This window comes from Spirulina sp. LEGE 11439 (genome assembly GCF_059821285.1).
In genome coordinates this window covers 140,987-160,476 of the sequence record NZ_JCAMRX010000008.1, presented here as the reverse complement: position 1 = coordinate 160,476, position 19,490 = coordinate 140,987, and the positions used below count along the sequence as shown (strand labels likewise).

At 42.5% G+C, this 19,490-nt stretch carries 21 protein-coding genes; 11 read left to right on the top strand and 10 right to left on the bottom strand.

Annotation, left to right across the window (positions count from 1 at the left end):
* Nucleotides 1–92 precede the first annotated feature (92 nt).
* Together xseA and xseB are read left to right on the top strand one after the other, a co-directional pair.
* Nucleotides 93–1,316: an exodeoxyribonuclease VII large subunit gene (gene xseA, locus AC6RV6_RS08520; protein ID WP_500240409.1), complete on the top strand. Its 1,224-nt coding sequence runs from the start codon at nucleotides 93–95 to the stop codon at nucleotides 1,314–1,316.
* Entirely contained in the window at nucleotides 1,306–1,521 is a 216-nt protein-coding gene (xseB, locus tag AC6RV6_RS08515; RefSeq protein WP_500240408.1) for an exodeoxyribonuclease VII small subunit, read from the top strand. Before xseA ends, xseB begins: the two co-directional genes overlap by 11 nt.
* Before the next feature lie 17 nt (nucleotides 1,522–1,538).
* Here xseB and AC6RV6_RS08510 read toward each other — a convergent pair whose 3' ends face one another.
* Together AC6RV6_RS08510 and psb30 are read right to left on the bottom strand one after the other, a co-directional pair.
* On the bottom strand, nucleotides 1,539–1,919 hold the full coding sequence (locus AC6RV6_RS08510; RefSeq protein ID WP_500240407.1) for a hypothetical protein: 381 nt from the start codon (nucleotides 1,917–1,919) through the stop codon (nucleotides 1,539–1,541).
* 277 nt (nucleotides 1,920–2,196) lie between these two features.
* Nucleotides 2,197–2,328 (bottom strand): photosystem II reaction center protein Ycf12/Psb30, encoded by a 132-nt coding sequence (gene psb30, locus AC6RV6_RS08505; RefSeq protein WP_500240406.1) that lies wholly within the window; start codon nucleotides 2,326–2,328, stop codon nucleotides 2,197–2,199.
* A gap of 195 nt (nucleotides 2,329–2,523) precedes the next feature.
* On the opposite strand from psb30, the gene AC6RV6_RS08500 reads away from it, so the two are divergent.
* Together AC6RV6_RS08500 and nfi are read left to right on the top strand one after the other, a co-directional pair.
* Nucleotides 2,524–2,880 (top strand): YkgJ family cysteine cluster protein, encoded by a 357-nt coding sequence (locus AC6RV6_RS08500; RefSeq protein ID WP_500240405.1) that lies wholly within the window; start codon nucleotides 2,524–2,526, stop codon nucleotides 2,878–2,880.
* Nucleotides 2,881–2,884: 4 nt separating this feature from the next.
* On the top strand, nucleotides 2,885–3,559 hold the full coding sequence (gene nfi, locus AC6RV6_RS08495) for a deoxyribonuclease V (RefSeq protein ID WP_500240404.1): 675 nt from the start codon (nucleotides 2,885–2,887) through the stop codon (nucleotides 3,557–3,559).
* Here the strand turns inward: nfi and AC6RV6_RS08490 are convergent.
* Entirely contained in the window at nucleotides 3,556–3,873 is a 318-nt protein-coding gene (locus tag AC6RV6_RS08490) for a DUF3067 family protein (protein ID WP_500240401.1), read from the bottom strand. The genes nfi and AC6RV6_RS08490 overlap by 4 nt on opposite strands.
* 213 nt (nucleotides 3,874–4,086) lie before the next feature.
* Between AC6RV6_RS08490 and petC the strand changes: the two genes are divergently transcribed.
* Both petC and petA read left to right on the top strand, forming a co-directional pair.
* Nucleotides 4,087–4,632: a cytochrome b6-f complex iron-sulfur subunit gene (gene petC, locus AC6RV6_RS08485; protein ID WP_500240399.1), complete on the top strand. Its 546-nt coding sequence runs from the start codon at nucleotides 4,087–4,089 to the stop codon at nucleotides 4,630–4,632.
* A 56-nt stretch (nucleotides 4,633–4,688) separates the two neighbouring features.
* On the top strand, nucleotides 4,689–5,675 hold the full coding sequence (gene petA, locus AC6RV6_RS08480) for a cytochrome f (RefSeq protein ID WP_500240398.1): 987 nt from the start codon (nucleotides 4,689–4,691) through the stop codon (nucleotides 5,673–5,675).
* 97 nt (nucleotides 5,676–5,772) lie between these two features.
* Here petA and AC6RV6_RS08475 read toward each other — a convergent pair whose 3' ends face one another.
* Entirely contained in the window at nucleotides 5,773–6,480 is a 708-nt protein-coding gene (locus AC6RV6_RS08475; RefSeq protein ID WP_500240397.1) for a hypothetical protein, read from the bottom strand.
* 14 nt (nucleotides 6,481–6,494) lie between these two features.
* Entirely contained in the window at nucleotides 6,495–6,887 is a 393-nt protein-coding gene (locus AC6RV6_RS08470) for a DNA cytosine methyltransferase (RefSeq protein ID WP_500240395.1), read from the bottom strand.
* 143 nt (nucleotides 6,888–7,030) lie between these two features.
* Here AC6RV6_RS08470 and AC6RV6_RS08465 point away from each other — a divergent pair, with 143 nt between their 5' ends.
* Nucleotides 7,031–8,482 (top strand): dihydrolipoyl dehydrogenase family protein, encoded by a 1,452-nt coding sequence (locus AC6RV6_RS08465; protein ID WP_500240394.1) that lies wholly within the window; start codon nucleotides 7,031–7,033, stop codon nucleotides 8,480–8,482.
* 9 nt (nucleotides 8,483–8,491) lie between these two features.
* On the opposite strand, the gene AC6RV6_RS08460 is transcribed toward AC6RV6_RS08465, so the two are convergent.
* Entirely contained in the window at nucleotides 8,492–8,665 is a 174-nt protein-coding gene (locus tag AC6RV6_RS08460; protein WP_500240392.1) for a hypothetical protein, read from the bottom strand.
* 19 nt (nucleotides 8,666–8,684) lie between these two features.
* Nucleotides 8,685–9,536: a Shedu anti-phage system protein SduA domain-containing protein gene (locus tag AC6RV6_RS08455; protein WP_500240390.1), complete on the bottom strand. Its 852-nt coding sequence runs from the start codon at nucleotides 9,534–9,536 to the stop codon at nucleotides 8,685–8,687.
* 197 nt (nucleotides 9,537–9,733) lie between these two features.
* On the opposite strand from AC6RV6_RS08455, the gene purD reads away from it, so the two are divergent.
* The 4 genes from purD to cbiQ all read left to right on the top strand — a co-directional run bounded on the left by purD (nucleotide 9,734) and on the right by cbiQ (nucleotide 15,509).
* Complete coding sequence (gene purD, locus AC6RV6_RS08450; protein WP_500240389.1) at nucleotides 9,734–11,077, top strand: phosphoribosylamine--glycine ligase; 1,344 nt, start codon at nucleotides 9,734–9,736, stop codon at nucleotides 11,075–11,077.
* Nucleotides 11,078–11,156: 79 nt separating this feature from the next.
* A complete protein-coding gene (nblS, locus tag AC6RV6_RS08445; protein WP_500240388.1) occupies nucleotides 11,157–13,175 on the top strand; it encodes a two-component system sensor histidine kinase NblS in 2,019 nt (672 codons plus the stop codon).
* Between the two features lie 5 nt (nucleotides 13,176–13,180).
* Nucleotides 13,181–14,689: a hypothetical protein gene (locus tag AC6RV6_RS08440; protein ID WP_500240387.1), complete on the top strand. Its 1,509-nt coding sequence runs from the start codon at nucleotides 13,181–13,183 to the stop codon at nucleotides 14,687–14,689.
* A gap of 52 nt (nucleotides 14,690–14,741) precedes the next feature.
* A complete protein-coding gene (gene cbiQ, locus AC6RV6_RS08435) occupies nucleotides 14,742–15,509 on the top strand; it encodes a cobalt ECF transporter T component CbiQ (RefSeq protein ID WP_500240386.1) in 768 nt (255 codons plus the stop codon).
* Nucleotides 15,510–15,526: 17 nt separating this feature from the next.
* Here the strand turns inward: cbiQ and rfbD are convergent, their stop codons facing one another.
* Genes rfbD through AC6RV6_RS08420 form a run of 3 tightly spaced genes read right to left on the bottom strand, consistent with a single transcriptional unit; the run spans nucleotide 15,527 to nucleotide 19,483 of the window.
* Nucleotides 15,527–16,417 carry a dTDP-4-dehydrorhamnose reductase gene (gene rfbD, locus AC6RV6_RS08430; protein ID WP_500240385.1) on the bottom strand — a complete coding sequence of 297 codons (891 nt, stop codon included), beginning with the start codon at nucleotides 16,415–16,417 and terminating at the stop codon, nucleotides 15,527–15,529.
* A 30-nt stretch (nucleotides 16,418–16,447) separates the two neighbouring features.
* Nucleotides 16,448–16,993, bottom strand: coding sequence for a dTDP-4-dehydrorhamnose 3,5-epimerase (gene rfbC, locus AC6RV6_RS08425; RefSeq protein WP_500240384.1), 546 nt, complete (start codon nucleotides 16,991–16,993; stop codon nucleotides 16,448–16,450).
* Nucleotides 16,994–17,005: 12 nt separating this feature from the next.
* Complete coding sequence (locus AC6RV6_RS08420; protein WP_500240383.1) at nucleotides 17,006–19,483, bottom strand: hypothetical protein; 2,478 nt, start codon at nucleotides 19,481–19,483, stop codon at nucleotides 17,006–17,008.
* Between the last annotated feature and the right edge of the window lie 7 nt (nucleotides 19,484–19,490).

Here is a 19,490-nt window from a genome sequence, read left to right as displayed (position 1 = left end):
ATGATACGATCGCAGTTGACAATAATTCACAAAACATTGACAACAAGTATTTTTACTAGATTAATGCTAATTTTGGATTTTCAATAGTTATTATGCTGACCAATACTGCTTTTTCCGTTGCCGAACTTACCGACTATATTAAAGACCTTCTTGAAGAAGACGAATATTTGCAACAAATATGGACGATCGGCGAAGTGACCAGCGCTCGAGATTACCAAAGTGGCTTATTTTTTACTCTCGGCGATCGCAATAACAATGCCTCTATTCGTTGCGTAGTTTGGGGCAAATTGCGAACCAAGTTAGTGCAAACGCCAACACCGGGAGAGCAAGTGGTCGCCCTAGGAAGTCTGCGGCTGTACCCCAAACGAGGGGAGTACCAACTCAACGTCGTACAAGTGTTGCCGGCGGGGGAAGGACTGCAAGCCTTACAATATAAGCAACTGCGATCGCGTCTCGAAGATGAAGGACTTTTCGACCTCGAGAGAAAGCGTCCTTTACCTGCCCATCCTCAAACGATCGCCGTTGTTACTTCTGCCACCGCCGCCGCATGGGGGGATATTCAACGCACTCTCAAACAGCGCTATCCGAGCCTAAAAGTGCTGTTGTCCCCAGCGATCGTACAGGGGGATTTAGCGCCGCCTTCGATTGTTAAAGCCTTACAACGGGTGGAAAGAGACGATCGCGCCGAATTAATTGTTTTAGCGCGAGGGGGTGGGGCGACGGAGGACTTAAGCTGTTTTAATGATGAACGAGTCGTGAGAGCGATCGCGGCTTGCGACCGTCCTGTTGTGACCGGGATCGGACATCAACGAGATGAGTCCCTTGCCGATCGGGTTGCCGATTTTTGCGCCCATACACCTACAGCAGCAGCAGAAGCGATCGTCCCGGACTCGCAGCAATTACAAGCAGATCTGTATCGCTCTAAAATGGGTTTATTCGAGGCGATACGAGAGCGATGGATTCTCGAACAAAAACAGCAACAACAGTGCCGAGAAATCTTTTTAAATGCCATTGCAGGAAGGTTTGCTGAGGAAAGCGATCGCCTGCAACAATACAAACAATATTTAAACGTTTTTCCCGATCGCTCCTTAGTGTTACAAAAAGCCTTTTCTCGTCAAAATTTGCTACGAGAAAAACTGGCAGCCCTCGATCCGCAAGCTGTCCTCGATCGCGGCTATGCCGTTCTCAGAAACCCGCAAGGAGAAATTATTCGTCACCCACAAAACTTAGACGACGAGACAGAATTAACCGTACAATTAGCAACAGGACAACTCAAAGTCAAAGTTACAGAAATTCTCGAAGCAAATGACCAATAAATCAGAATGGAATTATGAGGAAGCCGTCGCAGAAATTGAAGCGATCGCGGCACAAATTGAGTCGGGAGCGTTACCTCTTGAGGCGGTATTCGATCAATTTGAAGTTGCAGTTAAACAATTACGTCAATGCGAAACTTTCTTGAATCGAGGCAAAGAACGCATGGATTTATTAATCGAAACTTTAGCAGATGACCCTGATTTTTAACAATTATCTGTTATCTTTTACCCATCCGTTCGATAGAGCAACTGATTTAAAACTTGTTGTCCGTTGGGGGTATAAACTTGCAAGCGAATAACATTTTGATCGCTGGGTTGCCAACTGACTTGATATCGATAACCGCTATTATTCCATGTATAAATAGCGCGATTGTTATTTCCCGACACAGAAGCACCGCTTAACTCCAACCAATCTCCTGTTTGTTTGTTTGCACCAACATAATGATAAGCATTATTGTAATAACTAATTGTTACCGCCCATTCGCTATTGGCAAATGTACCAAGAGGAGCAGGTTGAGCGATCGCTGGAGGTGCGATCGCAATATTGGCGATCGCGGGAGCCGATAAGCCAATAACGGAAGCCAGAAGAAATGCTTTAACGTTCATTTTGTTTGAATCGAAATTAACGTGTTTTCAACATAATAATTATCTTCAGAGAATGACAAGGATTTTCCGCAAAATATTACAAGTTCTTTAAGTTTTAATATTGCTTTGCATTTTCTCTTATCCTCGATTCAATTCGCGATCGCACTCCCCGTTATTGACCCAGTAAACCTAATATCAAAAAAGCCCTCTCAGATAAGAGAGGACTTTTTCAATCGAATGAGTTTGGACTGATTTCGAACGAAGGATTTCAAGGACAACGATTTTAAGGAAAATCGCTTTACATATCGCCTTTGTTGAGAGCCAACAAAAAGATAACGATAGGACCTGAAATCAGAATCAAGCCGACAAACAAAAGCTGAAAAATCACTTCAAAGTTAACATTTGTTAAAATGTCTGTTAAGATGCTCATATTTTTTATGCTGTTAGTTAACTCAATGTGAGAAAAGAAACCAAAAATTCACTGTATATCATAACCGGAAGGCGACCTCTTTTCATCAATGATACAAAACTACATAATTCGTTATATTTAGGGATATCTCGTTGAAAATTTGAGGTTTATAATAAAGGGCTTGGGTTTTATCATGCGATCGCGAGGAAATCAATTATGAAAGTTTGGCGGTGCGTAAAACAGTGCGGTGCTTGCTGTCATCTCGAGCCAGAGGATCGTCCAGAACTTGAAGAATATCTCTCGCCCGAGGATCTCGATCGCTATCTAAGCATGGTAGGAGAAGAGGGTTGGTGCATCCATTTCGATCGCCAGACTCGAGAATGCAGTATTTACGAACAACGCCCTCGCTTCTGTCGCGTGAGATCGGACACCTTTGAATCCATGTTTGGAGTCTCCCCCCAAGACTTTAACGATTTTGCCATTGATTGCTGTCATCAGCAAATTACCGGAGTTTATGGCGATCGCAGTCCAGAAATGTCTCGTTACAATGCAGAAATAACGAGTAACAAGTAATGAAATGAAATTGCAGATCGAGCATAATTGGTCGCCCACAGAAGAAGAAGCAGAGCAAATACAAGCAGAGTTGCGCGATCGCGTTATCAAAGGCGATCGCCTTACGGAAGTGCGCCATGTTGCCGGAGTTGACGCAGCCTTTGACAAAGACGATTCCACCACCAAAGCCGCCGTTGTTGTTTTAAATTTTCCCGATTTACAACTCATCGATCGCGCCGAGGTTAAACGTCCCACCAACTTTCCCTACATTCCGGGGTTTCTTTCCTTTCGTGAAATTCCCGCCCTGATCGAAGCAATAGACAAACTCGCCACCCTGCCCGATCTCATTCTCTGCGATGGTCAAGGATATGCCCATCCGCGACGTTTTGGGCTGGCTTGCCATTTAGGAGTCTTACTTGACTTACCCACCATTGGAGTCGCGAAAACCCGCTTTATCGGCAAACATGAGGAAGTTCCCACAGAGCGAGGCAGTTGGCAACCCTTGCGAGATAATGGGGAAATTATTGGGGCAGTTTTGCGATCGCAAACCAATGTTAAACCCCTCTACATTTCCATCGGTCATAAAATTAGTTTACCCACAGCGATCGATTACGTCCTGCACTGCGCCCCTCGCTATCGCCTCCCCGAAACCACTCGCCTCGCCGATCGCCTTAGCAAAGCACCAATAACAAACCGTTAAATATCACCAACAATCCATTCTGAAGCCCTTTCCCCCAGATCGAGGGGAATACTGACGGCTTTACCCAAGCGCGGGCGTTCCGTTGTTTTTTCGAGGTAATCTCGTACCTGAGACTCTCCTCCCCAAGCATTAAGATAAGTCGTCACCCCTTGTAAATGCGCCAAATACTCCGCCTCCGTTAGAGGAAAAGACTGCTGTTCCCAATATTTCCACATCACCTGCACGTAAATCGTTCCCTTCGTTTGCCGCAAACGCACATCGTAAGAACGTCCCCATTTCTTCAGTAATAATTCCCTGAGTTCCTCTCCTGTCATAACTCTCCCAATTTTTTCCTTAATCCCGAGAACGATCGCGGGGTAGAAGCCTGCAATTACCCCTTTTCTGTAATAATTTAAAGCAGACTGTTAACGTTTCTAAACTTTTTTAGGGTTGAAAAGTCTTAACAGACTTGCTTTAGCAGGACTGCGTGCAATTCTGAAATTTTCTTCAGAATTCTTAACAAAAAACAAATTCTGGCATAGTTTGATATGGCACAATCTTCCGTCCCCTCAGATGTACCCGATATCGGTCGTCGGCAATTTATGAACCTGCTGACCTTTGGCACGATTACGGGAACGGCGCTCGGAGCGCTCTATCCTATTGTTAAATATTTTATTCCGCCTTCGAGTGGCGGTGCTGGCGGTGGCGTTACGGCGAAAGATGCTTTAGGCAATGATGTTCTGGCTAGCGAATTTTTGGCCGCCCATCCCATCCCCGGCGATCGCGATCTCACTCAAGGTTTAAAAGGCGATCCGACCTACTTGATTATCAGCGAAGATAATACTTTGCGCGATTATGGCTTAAACGCCATTTGCACGCATTTGGGTTGCGTTGTCCCTTGGAATACGGCAGAGAATAAATTCAAATGTCCCTGTCACGGTTCGCAATACAACACCGAAGGGAAAGTGATTCGCGGCCCCGCACCGCTTTCTCTCGCCTTGGCTCACGCCACCGTGACCGAAGATGACAAAGTAGAATTTACCCCTTGGACGGAAACCGATTTCCGAACCGACGAAGATCCTTGGTGGGCTTAATTGTCCTTGAGGATTGATATTTATTCGAGCAGAAATTGAAGTTTTTAGCGATCGAGATGAGAACACCTTTTTTAAATTTGTGGCAAACGAGTAAGCAAGTTACCTTAAAAACAGCGATCTTACTCCTAGCTACCCTTGCAATCTTTTTTACCAGCGATGCGATCGCCCCCCAAACGGCTGCAGCTTATCCGTTTTGGGCACAGGAAACCGCACCAGAAACCCCTCGTGAAGCAACAGGTCGTCTTGTTTGCGCCAACTGTCACTTAGGGGAAAAACCCGTAGAAATCGAACTTCCTCACTCTGTTACACCGGATACGGTATTTGAGGCAGTAGTTAGCATTCCCTACGATTTAGATTCTCAGCAAGTCTTGGGAGATGGGTCGAAAGGCGGCTTGAATGTCGGTGCGGTTTTAATGTTACCGGATGGCTTTACCATTGCACCTCCAGAGCGTATTTCTGAAGAGTTACAAGAAAAAGTCGGCAGTCTTTATTTCCAAAAGTATCGGGAAGACCAAGATAATGTTTATATTGTCGGTCCCTTGCCCGGAGAGCAATATCAAGAACTCACTTTCCCGATTCTTTCTCCTGACCCCAAAACCAATAAAGATGTTAACTTTGGGAAATTCCCCATTCACTTAGGCGGAAATCGCGGTCGCGGACAGGTTTATCCGACGGGAATGAAAACCAATAATAATGAGTTTACAGCTTCTGTGGCGGGAACTATTACTGAAATTGGTCAACCTGACGGGTTTAATTACAGTGTAACGATTGAAACTCCCGACGGCGAATCTGTTGTGGAAACGATTTCACCGGGTCCGGAATTTATCGTTTCTGAAGGTCAAGAAGTCGCGGCTGGAGAAGCGTTAACTTTGAATCCGAATGTTGGGGGTTTTGGTCAGGAAGATGCGGAAATCGTCCTGCAAGATCCCGTTCGTATTGGTTGGTTGTTAATCTTCTTTGTAGGTATTGCGCTTTCGCAAACTTTCCTTGTTTTGAAGAAGAAACAAGTCGAACGAGTCCAAGGTGCAGAAATCGAGTTTTAAGCCCGATTTTTACCCAAGCAAATAGAATGAAAAGAGCGTGCTTCAGTGCGCTCTTTTTCGTAAGAAATTGAGATAGTGAGAACGTATTTTTTATTAACTATTCTAGATTTTGCAGAGTGAGAGTTAAAATTTCATTCCATTGCTCTTTATGAATTTTTTGTAGCTCTTTATCAAATTCAACTAATTGGGAATATCCATCAACAAACTTTTGTAAAGACATAACTAATCTCAAATAATATTTTAAAGTTGGTAGAACTCCATTGATTATAATTTGACAACCATGAGCTTTGCGGAATTTTTCAATTTCATTTTCAATTTGTTCTCTTTCCGATTCTTGAATATCTGCTGATGAATAAATACAATATCTTTGTGGGTTAAATTTAATGATTTTATCTTGAGCAATACGAATAATTTGCAAATCAATGGCTTTTCCATGTTTGATTTCAATGGCTTCAATTAACTCACCATCGAGATTGCATATTTCAATATCTCCTGCGCTTTTAGAAGTACGATCGGAAGCTGTGTGACTTCCTAATGGCTTTAGGATACATTCTTCATATCGGCCAACTTCTTCAATTATTAATTCATAAAGTGCATAAAAAGCCAGAACGGGAAGTTTTGAAGCTCCGTGAGTTTTATGGTTATAATTAAAATGGTTTTCTAAACAGCTAATAATAGTTTTTATATCTAATTTTTCTGGATTATCAATCCGAATAATTTTAATTTTATTGGCTTCAACAACTTTCCTGACTTGATGCAAAAGAATTTGTAAAACTATTTCTGCTCGATCGCCATTATTTTGCACAAAATCAACCAGATTTAAAAAAGCTTCTTTAACAGTGCGATCGCTAATTTTTCCATTATAATACAGATACTAAAAGGTTGACAGGGAAATCCGGCTGTTAAAATATCATGATCGGGTAAGTTATCGATCTTTATCTTTGTAATATCCGCTTCGGGAATTTCACCAAAGTTTTTAAAGTAAACTTCTTGACAAGCGGGATCGATTTCGCAAGAATAAACACATTGATAGCCAGCTTGTTCAAATGCTAAGCGAAATCCACCGATTCCAGAAAAAAGATCTACAAATTTAAAGTTGTTGGCAAATGATTTCGATCGCAGGGAAAAATCAAGTTTATTTGCTTTTTGTTGACAATTTTGCACAAACACAATATGTAATTGATAGATTTTCTGGATTTTTGAGTATAGCAAAATTTAAACCCAAAAATAGTTAGCGAGATTGTTTCCATATTGGTCTTCTTTCTTTTATCATGCCTCATTCAGCCCTTCCTCATCTCGATTGCCGCAATTCCACTAAACTAAAAGCAAAATCGATCGCAAAGGAAAATAGCAAGATGGCAGTTGATTACGATATCGTCATTATCGGGGGAGGATCTGGCGGTTTGGTGGTGGCAAGTGTCGCCGCCCAACTGAACGCGAAAGTGGCTTTAGTCGAGAAGGAAAAACTCGGAGGAGATTGTCTCTGGTATGGTTGCGTTCCCAGTAAATCCCTTATTCACGCCGCCCGAGTCGCCTACGAAGTCAAACACGGGTCTCGCTTTGGTATCTATACCGAGCCCGCGAAAATTAAATTTGAGGAAGCGACGGGATACGTACAAAGTGTGATTAAGGCGATCGAACCTCACGACTCTCCCGAACGATTTCGTAGTTTGGGGGTTGAGGTAATTTTCGGATCGGGGCAGTTTGTCGATCGCCAAACTTTTGAGGTGAACGGACAGCAATTAAAAGCGCGATCGTTTGTCGTTTCGACTGGCTCTCGTCCGGCGATCCCACCTGTTGAAGGATTACAAGAAGCGGGTTTTTTAACCAACGAACAAGTTTTTTCCTTACAAGAACGTCCAGATTCTTTAATTGTCATCGGTGCCGGTCCCATCGGTTGCGAATTGGGACAATCTTTCCATCGTTTGGGATCTCAAGTAACAATGATTGCCAGTCGCGACCAAATCATGCCCAAAGAAGACCCTGAAGCGGCAGCAATCGTACAAGAACAATTAGAATCAGAAGGGATTCGCATCCTCAAGAATTCTAGAGCGAAGAAAGTTGAAATTATTGACGGCCAAAAATGCTTGTGGGCAGGTCCTAAAGATGGAGAAGGAGAGAAAATAATTGCCGATGAAATTTTAGTTTCGGCGGGACGTATTCCTAATGTCGATAGTTTGAACTTAGAAGCGGCGGGGGTGCAATACGACAAAAAAGGCATTAAAGTTGGCTTGGATTTACGGACGACAAATCCGCGCATTTTAGCTTGTGGTGATGTTATTGGCGGCTATCAATTCACCCACGTTGCCGGCTATGAGGCAGTCGTTGCTGTCACGAATGCACTCTTTTCTCCCATTACGAAACTGTTCTCCAGTAAGGCCAATTATCGCGTTATTCCTTGGGCAACCTTTACCGAACCCGAACTCGCTCGAGTGGGTTTAACAGAACAGCAAGCACGAGAGCGATATGGGGATGATGTTTTTGTCTTACAACAACCCTTTGCCGGAGTCGATCGCGCCCAAGCAGAAAATGCAACGAAAGGCTTTGGCAAAATTATTACCCGTGCCAATGGGGAGATTTTAGGAGCGCATATTGTCGGACCTTCCGCCGGGGAATTAATTCATGAAGTCGTGCTGGCAATGGCGAATAAACTGCCCGTTAAATCTCTCACGGGAATTCACATTTATCCAACGCTTTCAGAAGTGAATAGCAAAACCGGATTGCTCTTGAATAAACAAAAATTTGCCAAGAATGAAGGGGCGCAAAACTTTTTGCGAAAGCTCTTTAATTTCTTGCGATCGCGTTAATTTATAACGTCAAAATGTCACTCGATTTTTGCTGAAAATCATAAATCTCTCTGGGGGACTAGCCCCCCAGACCCCAACGGTGCGCGTTCCCTTGCGTCTTTCGCCGACGTGGGGTCGCACCGCCATTGGAGGATGAGATGCCTCCCCCAAACCCCCTGCATATTGTCGCCACTGTCTTATCATTTTTTGGTACCGAAAAAATTTATTCTCGATCGCTCGATCTTATCATGCCTATTGCTCCTGATTTGACCCAATCCATCCAATATTCCAGTCTTTTTATCAAAAAATCTTTTCTTTCTTGAGATATTTTTTCGTTTTGTTGAATTGATTGTTCTTTATTAGAAAATAGATACATATCCTTTGTGATATCTGGATATAAATATAGATACTCGGGAAAGGAAATCATTTTATATCCATCTGCTGTTCTTTTTCCGCAAAAATAATCAATCTTATCATAGGACGGTTTAAGTCTATCATAAGACATAATCATTTCGTCCAAATGAGCTAGTTCTCTTTTTCTTTCAACTCTAATTGGTGAGTCTTTTGTTTCTTCTCTTCTTCCATAAATCAAAATAAAATATGGCTTAATTTGTCTTTCACTAAATGATGGATGAATATCAATGTTATAATCTTTTCTAAATTGAAGCTGTTTAACAGGATCCTTAAACCATGCTTTCCAATCCATTAGTTGTTGATGCGCTTGATGAAAACTTTGTTTTATCGAATGATCTCTATTAAATAACTTTTTTGTTGGTGCTTCAATTTCTATTAATATCGGATTTATCCAATCGCTATTTTTGGCTATCCACATGAAATCCGGTATTTTAGAGGATAAGCTAGATAATTTTGGCTGCGAAAATAAACAACAATGCAGTGGATTATGGCTGGTCTTATCTTGTAGTCCATATGCTCCCGGAATAAAACTTGGATTTTTCTCAAAAAAATCCTGCATTGTTTGCTCATCAGAATTAGCATTTAACAAGTCTTGATAGTCTTGAATTATATGATTTTCATAATCTTCCCACGATGTAGGAGGAATTGGGTTTGCTGCCATTGAATATGTTTGCTGAAAATTAAAACTCATACATACTTCTTCCAAGTTAGTTATTACTTTGTATATTCTAACGTTAGTCATCCTAGAGTTACGATCGCACCAAGGAGAAGAAAATTGAGGAAATCGGGACGCGACGCGACCTTTATGAATTATAATTAGTCCTCCGACGACAGTTAACGTTTTGGAGTAAAGCCGGAATGAAGGTCTTGGTAGTTGGTAACGGCGGTCGAGAACACGCCATCGCATGGAAACTCGCTCAGTCTGACAAAATTACCCGCGTTATCTGCGTTCCGGGCAATGGCGGCACGGCATCTCTCGATAAATGCCAGAATATGCCAATGCGAATCGATGATTTTGAAGGAATCGCCCGTTTTGCGGCGGTACAAGGCGCTTCTCTCGTGGTTATCGGTCCGGAAGCTCCCCTCGCGGCGGGTCTGGCAGACTATCTCCTCGCGCAAAATATTCCCGTTTTTGGACCGACTAAAGCGGGGGCGCAAATTGAGTCGAGTAAGTCTTGGGCTAAAGCCTTAATGAAAGATGCTGGCATTCCTACGGCGAAAGGAGAAGTATTTACCGATGCAGAAAAAGCAAAAACCTACATTCAAAAACAAGGCGCACCCATTGTCGTGAAAGCTGACGGACTCGCATCGGGAAAAGGGGTTATCGTCGCGCAAACGCCTCAAGAAGCTCGTACTGCTGTTGATATCCTGTGGGAAAAGGGATTTCGTAAAATCGTAGTCGAAGAATTTTTGAGCGGCGAAGAAGTTTCCGTTTTTGCAATCGCCGATGGGATTACCTTTCGCACTTTACTCCCCGCCCAAGATCACAAGCGCATCGGCGAAGGAGATACGGGGTTAAATACGGGAGGGATGGGCGCTTATGCCCCCGCCCCCATCGTCAGCCCTGAATTAATGGCTCGGATCGAAGAACAAGTGTTTCGTCCGATTATTGGGGCTTTAAAACGCAAAGATATCGATTATCGCGGCGTTTTATATGCGGGTTTAATGATTTCTCCGACAGGAGACCCCAAGGTTCTCGAGTTTAACTGTCGTTTCGGCGATCCCGAAACTCAAGCTATTTTACCGTTGCTGGAAACCCCTTTCGAGAAGCTCCTAATGGCCTGCGCTCAACAAAAATTAGCAGATTTGCCTCCCTTGGAATGGAAACCCGAGAAAGCAGTCTGCGTTGTGGCAGCAGCAGAAGGATATCCCGAAAATTATCAAAAAGGCCAAGCGATCGCGGGCATTCCTACCGCAGAAAAATTAGATGCCTTGGTCTTCCATGCTGGTACTAAAAAGAAAAGTGAGGGAATTGTGACCAATAGCGGACGGGTTTTAGGCGTGACGGCACTCGGAGAAAATTTTACCGAGGCGATCGCCACCACTTATCAAGCGATCGAGTGCATTGAATTCCCGGGAATCTATTACCGTCGAGATATCGCCCATCGCGTCCGCCCCAAAACCGAACCCGCTCAAAGTAATGTTCTTTCTAGGACAGAGACCGAAACAGAAGATGTTTGGGCGGACAAGGATGAAAAATAAATTCTCCTCCATTTCTTCCGTCTTCCCCAGATGCCAAAATTGCTTATAATAACCCTAAAACGGTCTCGAGCGAATCACCTTGCTGGCACTCCTCAATCAAATTCGAGAAATTATCCGTCGTTGGTGGTCGGAATTTACCCTGCAAACTAGACTCATGGCAGGAGCAACTCTTGCTGTCTCTCTCTTAATGAGCGGTTTAACGTTCTGGGCGGTCAATACCATTCAGCAAGATGCGAGTATGAACGATACTCGCTTCGGGCGAGATTTAGGGCTTTTGCTGGCCAATAATGTTGCTCCTTTAATTGCGGAAGACGATCTAACGGAAGTCGCTCGTTTTTCCAGTCGCTTTTATGGGGGAACATCAAGCATTCGCTATCTTTTATATGCAGATTCCGGTGGCGAAATTTTTTTTGGCATTCCTTATAGTGCGGCAGAAGTACAAAATTCTCTGACTATTAAACGTCATATTGAATTACCCGATAACTACGCTCGAGATGCAACATTTCCCCTGACTCGCCAACATAACACCCCTCGAGGTGGAGTCACGGATGTTTTTGTTCCTCTTAATTATCAGGATCGCTATCTCGGAGTGCTGGCCGTGGGAATTAATCCCAATCCCACAGTTGTCGCTTCCTCCCATTTAACGCGAGATGTGACGATCGCGGTGTTTGTTTCAATCTGGGCGATGGTTTTATTGGGTGTTGTCTTTAATGCGCTCACGATTACCAAGCCCATTAAAGAATTATTGCTGGGCGTAAAAAACATTGCAGCCGGAAATTTTAAGCAGCGTATCGATCTTCCCTTGGAAGGAGAACTGGGAGAATTGATTTTTAGCTTTAATGAAATGGCGGAGCGTCTAGAACGCTATGCAGAACAAAATATTGAAGAATTAACCGCAGAAAAAGCGAAACTAGAAACCCTCGTTTCGACGATTGCCGATGGTGCAGTGCTGCTCAATAATGAGGCAGAAATTATTTTGGTCAATCCGACAGCACGGCGAATTTTTGGCTGGGAAGGAAAAGAAACGATTGGGAAAAATATTTTACAAGAATTACCTCTCTCGGTAAGCGCTCAATTAACCCGACCCCTACAGCATAATTCTAGCGATCGCGATTCTCATAGCAATCTCATTGAAAATCTGACTCCAAATCCCGATCGCCATGGGCAAGGAATCCCAAAAGAAAAAGATGAATTTCGCATCACGATTTCTGAACCGACCGAACGCACGATTCGGATTCTCTTAACGCAAGTCTTCGATCGCGAGCGGGAAAATGTTAAAGGCATTGCCATGACGGTACAGGATATTACCCGAGAAGCAGAATTAAATGAAGCTAAAAGTCAATTTATTAGTAATATTTCTCACGAACTCAGAACCCCACTTTTTAATATTAAATCCTTTATTGAAACCCTTTATGAATACGGTGAAGATTTATCAGAAGCAGAACGACAAGAATTTTTACACACGGCGAATCATGAAACCGATCGCCTCACCCGTTTAGTCAATGACGTTCTTGATTTATCGCGCTTGGAATCTTCCAAAACTTACAATTTAGAAAGCGTTGAAATCGATCGCCCCATCGAACAAACACTTCGCAGTCATCAACTCAATGCTAAAGATAAAAAAATTGAGATGAGTTGTCAAATTGAAACTCATTTACCCCCGGTTTTAGGACATTACGATTTAATTTTGCAAGTTTTAGCCAATCTCGTCGGCAATGCTCTAAAATTTACCGAGTCGGGAGGAAAGGTGATCGTTCGCGCTTATCAAATCGATCTCGATCCTGTTAGCGAAGAAGGCGATCGCATTCGCAAAGTTCGCATTGAAGTCTCCGATACGGGAACGGGAATCGATCCTGAAGATTGCTCTGCTATTTTCGATCGCTTTTTTCGGGTGGAAAATCGCGTTCATACCCTCGAAGGAACGGGCTTGGGGCTTTCAATTGTGAGAAATATTATTGAAAGACATCGCTCTCGTATTTGTGTTGTTAGCGAAATTGGCTTAGGAAGTACCTTCTGGTTCGATTTAGAGGTTTTCGATGCTCGCGAATCTTCTTCTATTCCTTCACAATCATCACAAGAAACTGTTCAGTCATTTTAGGTTTCATGAAACGAACAATTGCGCTGTTATTCTTCGTTAGCTTGCTGGGGGCTTGCGATCGGCAGGCTGAAAATAATCTTCCGGGGGGCAATACGGCGACTTGTCCTGCTCCTCCGGAATCTCCTCCGGCTTTGGTCGATCCCCTCGAACGAGATTCTCTCAATCGTTTTGATTTCCAAATTAAAAATATTGCCGCCAATGAAGCGTTTCTTCGCTTTCAAAGTTTGAACTATGACTTTATTTTCTGTCGGGATACCGAAAGCTGGACGGTAGAAAAGGGAACTTTCGATCCTGCCGATTTGCTCTTTGAGGGAGAAGTGTCTTATCAAACTGTGACCTTACAAGGGCAAACTTATCAATATCGCGCTGTATTAGACCCGGATTTTACTTCAGGACGGCGATCGGAAAAAGCCGTTCTCGAATTAATTCCCCCCGAGGCAACGGAACCCATTGTCACCACTCTCTACACCCGCGCAGATATTCAAAAGGCTAAGTTAGGGGTCGATTTAGCTTATCCCGATTTTGCGATCGCCATTCCTGACGGCGATCGCTTGCTCTTTGCGATTTCTGCACCCCAAGGAGAAGGATTCACGGGTATTGCGACGTTAGTGCTTTACGATCCGCAAAGCCAAAAGATCGAACTCAAACAACCCGACAGCATTAAAGGTCAGATTATTACGGATATGGCGATCGCATCGCAGCCGGAAAACGCAAAAATTTGGCTGACAACGCAGACATCGGGGGAAGGGAATCCTTATCTTCCCGGCATGGGTTTAGTGTCTTACGATCTTGACTCTGACACTGTAACCACTTATCACCTTCGTAATAGTCCTCTCATTGGTGCAATTCCTACAAAATTATGGATTGATGGGGCCGCATTATGGGTGGGAACGGGAAATGGTATTTGTTCGCTCCCTTGGCAAGAAGTTGCGCGATCGGATCTCTGGCAGTGTTGGCGCTTTGCGGTTATGGCCGATCTGGCCAATGGTGGCGTAACTTTGTACCATCGCTTGGCTGCCCAAAAACCCGCCCTGACCCTCGCAGCCGATCGGGTTGAAGTCCTGTGGCGATCGCCTCTCGCTTACGAGGATAATGCAGCCGGACGTTATGAGGTGGCTTATGAAGAAGGGTTTACGACTTCGGTTGTCGGAGGCAAAACAACTTGGTCTCAGTGGGGTGAAACAACACGAGAATATTTAGCACCGCTATACTGGCCGGGAGCGGAATGGCATTGGAATGGCCGGCGTTTCCAACGTGGATTTGATGGCGTTTCCTTAAATCTTGTCGGAGGTGGTGCCTTGGGTATCGGACAAGCAGGATTGAATCAGCAAAGACCGCCCGATGTGGCAGTAATGCGGGGGGATCTGGATTTACTAGAATTAACGAGAGGCAAAACTGAGGTTCGTTATTATTCTGGTTGGGTTGATGAGGCTTTATTGTCTCCCTATATTGCGATCGTCCCCGTCCAATCGATCTTAGAGCCTCAACCCAATCCGCTTTTCAATGAGCAATGAACAATTATCAATGAACAAATAACCCATAACCAACTATCAATAACAAAATAAAGTGAATCTCGATCGCTATGCCGGCTTAAAGTCACCGATTCACCGATGGGAACAGCGTTCTAAATTGGTTTCATTATTGACTTTAATTTTTGCTTTTGCTTTTGTCAGTCATTTGTTATTACTGCCATTGATGGTTGCAATAACGGCAGGTTTATATCTGTTGTCTCGACTGCCTTTTGTCTTTTGGTTGACTCGGTTGCGCTATCCCGGTTTTTTTATTGCTGCAATGGTCTTCTTTTTGCCTTTTGGAGCAGGAGAAACGGTGTTATGGCAATGGGGTTGGTTGAGTGTCAAACAAGAGGGATGCGAAGCATTAACACTAATTCTGGTCAGATTTTTATCTATTCTCACGATAAGTTTGCTCTTGTTTGGCACTGCACCATTAGGGGAGAGTTTAAAGGCGATGCGATCGCTCGGCGTTCCGACTTTAATTGTCGATATGGCATTGCTGGCCTATCGGTATTTACAAGAGTTGCAAGAGATGCGAATTAAAATGCAAAGGGCGATGCAGTTACGAGGATTTCAACGCGATCGCTTGACTCGCAAAAATTTACAAATATTGGCACAACTCACGGGAATTTTACTCATCCGAAGTTACGAGCGATCGCAGCGAGTTTACCAAGCGATGATTTTGCGGGGTTATGGTCAAGAAAAAGCTGAAGAAAAAAGAAACTCTTACCGGATCGATCTCTTTAGTTGGATTATTTCGCTCATTACTCTCAGTATAGCCATAAGTTTCTTGATTCTAGAATGGGTGTTGAGTCGTTAATAATCTTAAATATTATTTTATTTTTCTTGATGTTCCTCAGTTTTTTTGAGTTGTTGCAGCATTTTTCGCAAGCTATATTGCCAATGAGGGGGAATAGTTTCTAGATTAGAAGAAATTTTATGAGACGAAAGCACGGAATAAGTCGGCCGTTTTGCCGCAGTCGGATATTCAACCGTTGTAATCGGGATAATTTTTTCGATTTTAAGGGGGAAATTTAGTAATTTTGCTTCTGCAAAAATAGCAACAGCAAAATCGTACCAACTGCAAATCCCACTACTACTATAATGGTAAATTCCTGTTAAATTGGGATGAATTTGTGTTATAATGTTCGCTAAATCTCCCGTCCAAGTGGGACTACCAATTTGGTCGGCAACCACGCAAATTTCTTTTCTTTCAGCACCTAATCGCAGCATCGTTTTAACAAAATTGCTTTTGCCATAGACTCCATAAACCCAACTGGTTCTCAAGATGAGAAAGCGATCGCAATTCTCTTGGATTTCTTTTTCCCCCAATAATTTAGAGTCACCGTAGGTATTAATCGGATTGACGCGATCGCTTTCTTCATAAGGCATATTCTTAGTCCCATCAAAAACATAATCTGTAGAAATATGCAGGAGAAAAGCATTGATTTTTGTAGCTTCTCGTGCCATAACTCCTAATGATGTGCCATTGACCATTTCAGCGATATCGCGATCGCTTTCGGCTTTATCTACTGCTGTATAAGCCGCACAATTAATAATAATACTAGGCCGGTAAGTCGAAATTGCGTCTCGAATGCTGTCGGGTTGAGTAAAGTTACAGCGATCGCGGCTTAATGCAACATAATTTTGTTGTTGTGACTCTAATTGCTGCTGCACTTCTCGTCCCAATTGTCCGGTATTGCCAAATAAAAGAATGGATGAATTCATAAATCTAAAAAAAGAGAGAAGAGACGCGAATCAAGTAAATAAATCGGCATCTTTGAAAGGCGTTCCTTGTTTGTCTTTTTTGGATAAAATAGGATGTTCGTCAAGAGACCAATCGATCGCTAAATTTTCATCATTCCACAGAAGACAGCGTTCGTGTTGTGGAGCATAATAATCTGTTGTTTTATAGAGGACTTCTGCTGATTCAGACAGGACGAGAAAACCGTGAGCAAAACCAACAGGAATCCAAAGTTGATGGCGATTTTCCGAACTGAGAACACATCCCATCCACTGTCCGAATGTGGGTGAGTCTTGGCGGAGATCCACAGCAACATCAAAAATTTTTCCAGCAATGACGCGCACTAATTTGCCTTGAGGTTGTTGGATTTGATAGTGAAGTCCTCTCAATGTATGGCGTAGCGATCGCGAATGATTATCCTGTAAAAAAATAGGAGAAAGTCCAGTGAGTTCCGTAAATTCTCTTTGATTGTAACTCTCATAAAAAAAGCCGCGCTCATCCTCAAATACCTTGGGGATAATTAATAATACTTCTGGAATGCGAGTCGGTTGAATTTTCATAAGCGATTGTATTTAGTTGCAAAAGGTTTTTCCTGCTCGGTGTAGAAAGCGAAGATCGGTAATATTGACCCAATTCTCTTCTTTTTGTTCTCCCGTTTGGAGAATATCATGAACGACAAAAGGATTAATTTTAATTCCCGCCAGATGCGCTTCTTTTTCCAAATTCAGTAATCTGATTTTATAAGTATAGCTGTGCATTTGACCATCGGCAATTAAAGGGATTTTAAAATAATCATCTTTATGAAAAGTTTCGCGATCGCTCAAACGATAATCAATTTTCAAAGTTTGGGGATAAATCGCGGGAGAAACTACCATATTGACAGAAAAATAGGCGTAATCTGCCCAACAGAGATTTAAAGGTGCATTATATTCTAAACTAGGAGGGAATGAACCTACAATCCATTTTGAGTTTGAGAGAATTGCAGGATCGGGAATTTCCAATCCTGCAATTTTCCAAAGATTGCGATCGCGCAAGTCAAATTGAAAATCTTTGCTAGTTTTGGCTGGAAATACAGGAGATAAGTCTGTATTTGTCGGGAGAATTTCAATCTTTCGATCTGCATTTATTTTCGAGTTCAATGTCAGATCGATAAAAGGATAGCGATATATTCCCAAAGCCTCTGAATGATTCTTGCTTGCCCTGACTTGTAAATGCAAAGAGATGGTTTGTCCGATATATTGAGTTAAGGGGATAGAAAGAGGATACCACGATCGCCGATCGCGTTTCAATGTTTTAACGATCTTGTCAGTCTGGAGTCCATTTTCTGTCTCGATCTCGATCGTAAAGGTAACGGGTTGCGATCGCGAATTTTGGGCTGAGATCGCAGTATAAAATTCTGCCTTTTGCGTATTTTTAGGAATCTCAATCGTCCATTCAACTTCGCTAGAATCTGGAATTATTAAGTTTAGATGTTGATAATCTCGCCAAGACCTGATATTTTTATTCCAATCTGAACTCCAGTAAATTAGATTGCGATCGGGATTATCTTTCAAGCGAACGGTATCTAAAATAAAGTCTCCTTGGAGCGTCCGAGTTTGTTGAGGAGAGAACACAGATAATTGATGTTTTTCTAAAGGATTGGCCAGTTTTTGAATAGAGGTAAAATCACCATAACCTGCTTGAAATAAATGCTCTTCACAATATGTGGGTGCAGTTCTATAGTTTTGCAAACAAGCGGCGGCAGCCGGAATCCTTGACGACAAATAAAAAGTTTTGTCTTGGTAGGTAATTCCAGACATTACATAAAAATAAGTTAAAGCAAAGAAAATAACTGAGCTATAGATTTTTGCCGATCGCGCTGTAGCAAAGATATGCAAAAATTTATTGTTTCCTGTAATTCCTACTTTTGGATTGAGATAAAGAACATAAGCTAAACCTAAAATTCCCAGCCAAAAATTCATAAATGGGGTAACATACCAAGGGGCGAGATCGTCGCGAAATGTTGTGATTTGCCAAAGACTTAAAAGTGCAAAAGATAAAATCATTAATGCTGGGGTTGCCGATTTAATAAATTTCTGCGATCGCCGGACCCCAATCAGGAGAAAAACAATCAGGAGAAAAACAAAACCGATCGCACCTGTTCCATAAAAACCAATACCAATTAAAATCTGTTTGCCTAACCCGAAAGGCAATCCAATTGCTTTAATAAAAAGCGGAAAATTGAATAAGGTTAAAATCTGGCTATTTCCGCCTCCTCGAACCAGTAAATGATAAATATAAGGAGATAAAGCAATGGAGGAAGTCAAACATAAAAAGAGATAACGGACAATATGGCGATCGCCAAATAAAAATAAACCCAAAAAAGAGACCGGTAAAAACATTATCCCAACCCCCCAAGACCAAGCTGCAATAATACCGCCAATTCCTAAGCTGAAAATACCCAGCCAGCGATCGAGAAATGTTGTCAGTCCCCAAATGCCAAAACTCACCCCAAAACCAACAAATCCTAAAGCTAAACTGGTTTCACCAAAGGTAAAAATATTAATATGAACGGTTGAAAAAATTAAACAAGAGAGTAATGGTAAGAGCAACCATTTCAGTCGAGAATAGGGTGAAAATTTTGTTAATGAATCGTGAAGGAAAAAGAGTTGACAAACAAACAAAAATATGCCAACGCCGATTTCCCAATAAATATTCCAATGGGAGAAATAAGCAGCGATTAAACGCACGAATAACGGCAATGCCATAATATGGCTGCCCGAAAAACTATCATTAAAAAGATGGGTAAAATTATAAGTCCCACTCAAAAATTGGTCGATCGCGGACGTATAATAAGCCAAGTCGTTAGAAACAACATTTGTACCCGTTGAAGAAATAATCCGGAGAATGTTGCCAAAGGGAAGAAAAGTTAAGATAGCGACACAACAGAATGCGAAACAGAATGCGAGAAACTGAAACGGTGTATTTTGGGCATCGCCTAGATATTCTCTCTCAGTCTTGATAAATTGTTTAAATTGTTGCAACTTTTTGTGTAGTTTGCTGAGATTCATTACAAGA

What these genes read in the sequence shown, in the direction of transcription:
- xseA (WP_500240409.1), top strand. Translation starts at nt 93, where the DNA reads ATGCTGACCAATACTGCTTTTTCCGTTGCCGAACTTACCGACTATATT.
- rfbD (WP_500240385.1), bottom strand. Translation starts at nt 16,417, where the DNA reads ATGAATTCATCCATTCTTTTATTTGGCAATACCGGACAATTGGGACGA.
- rfbC (WP_500240384.1), bottom strand. Translation starts at nt 16,993, where the DNA reads ATGAAAATTCAACCGACTCGCATTCCAGAAGTATTATTAATTATCCCC.
- AC6RV6_RS08500 (WP_500240405.1), top strand. Translation starts at nt 2,524, where the DNA reads ATGAAAGTTTGGCGGTGCGTAAAACAGTGCGGTGCTTGCTGTCATCTC.
- AC6RV6_RS08465 (WP_500240394.1), top strand. Translation starts at nt 7,031, where the DNA reads ATGGCAGTTGATTACGATATCGTCATTATCGGGGGAGGATCTGGCGGT.
- AC6RV6_RS08460 (WP_500240392.1), bottom strand. Translation starts at nt 8,665, where the DNA reads ATGATAAGACAGTGGCGACAATATGCAGGGGGTTTGGGGGAGGCATCT.
- petC (WP_500240399.1), top strand. Translation starts at nt 4,087, where the DNA reads ATGGCACAATCTTCCGTCCCCTCAGATGTACCCGATATCGGTCGTCGG.
- AC6RV6_RS08455 (WP_500240390.1), bottom strand. Translation starts at nt 9,536, where the DNA reads ATGGCAGCAAACCCAATTCCTCCTACATCGTGGGAAGATTATGAAAAT.
- psb30 (WP_500240406.1), bottom strand. Translation starts at nt 2,328, where the DNA reads ATGAGCATCTTAACAGACATTTTAACAAATGTTAACTTTGAAGTGATT.
- nfi (WP_500240404.1), top strand. Translation starts at nt 2,885, where the DNA reads ATGAAATTGCAGATCGAGCATAATTGGTCGCCCACAGAAGAAGAAGCA.
- purD (WP_500240389.1), top strand. Translation starts at nt 9,734, where the DNA reads ATGAAGGTCTTGGTAGTTGGTAACGGCGGTCGAGAACACGCCATCGCA.
- xseB (WP_500240408.1), top strand. Translation starts at nt 1,306, where the DNA reads ATGACCAATAAATCAGAATGGAATTATGAGGAAGCCGTCGCAGAAATT.
- AC6RV6_RS08440 (WP_500240387.1), top strand. Translation starts at nt 13,181, where the DNA reads ATGAAACGAACAATTGCGCTGTTATTCTTCGTTAGCTTGCTGGGGGCT.
- AC6RV6_RS08420 (WP_500240383.1), bottom strand. Translation starts at nt 19,483, where the DNA reads ATGAATCTCAGCAAACTACACAAAAAGTTGCAACAATTTAAACAATTT.
- petA (WP_500240398.1), top strand. Translation starts at nt 4,689, where the DNA reads ATGAGAACACCTTTTTTAAATTTGTGGCAAACGAGTAAGCAAGTTACC.
- AC6RV6_RS08510 (WP_500240407.1), bottom strand. Translation starts at nt 1,919, where the DNA reads ATGAACGTTAAAGCATTTCTTCTGGCTTCCGTTATTGGCTTATCGGCT.
- AC6RV6_RS08490 (WP_500240401.1), bottom strand. Translation starts at nt 3,873, where the DNA reads ATGACAGGAGAGGAACTCAGGGAATTATTACTGAAGAAATGGGGACGT.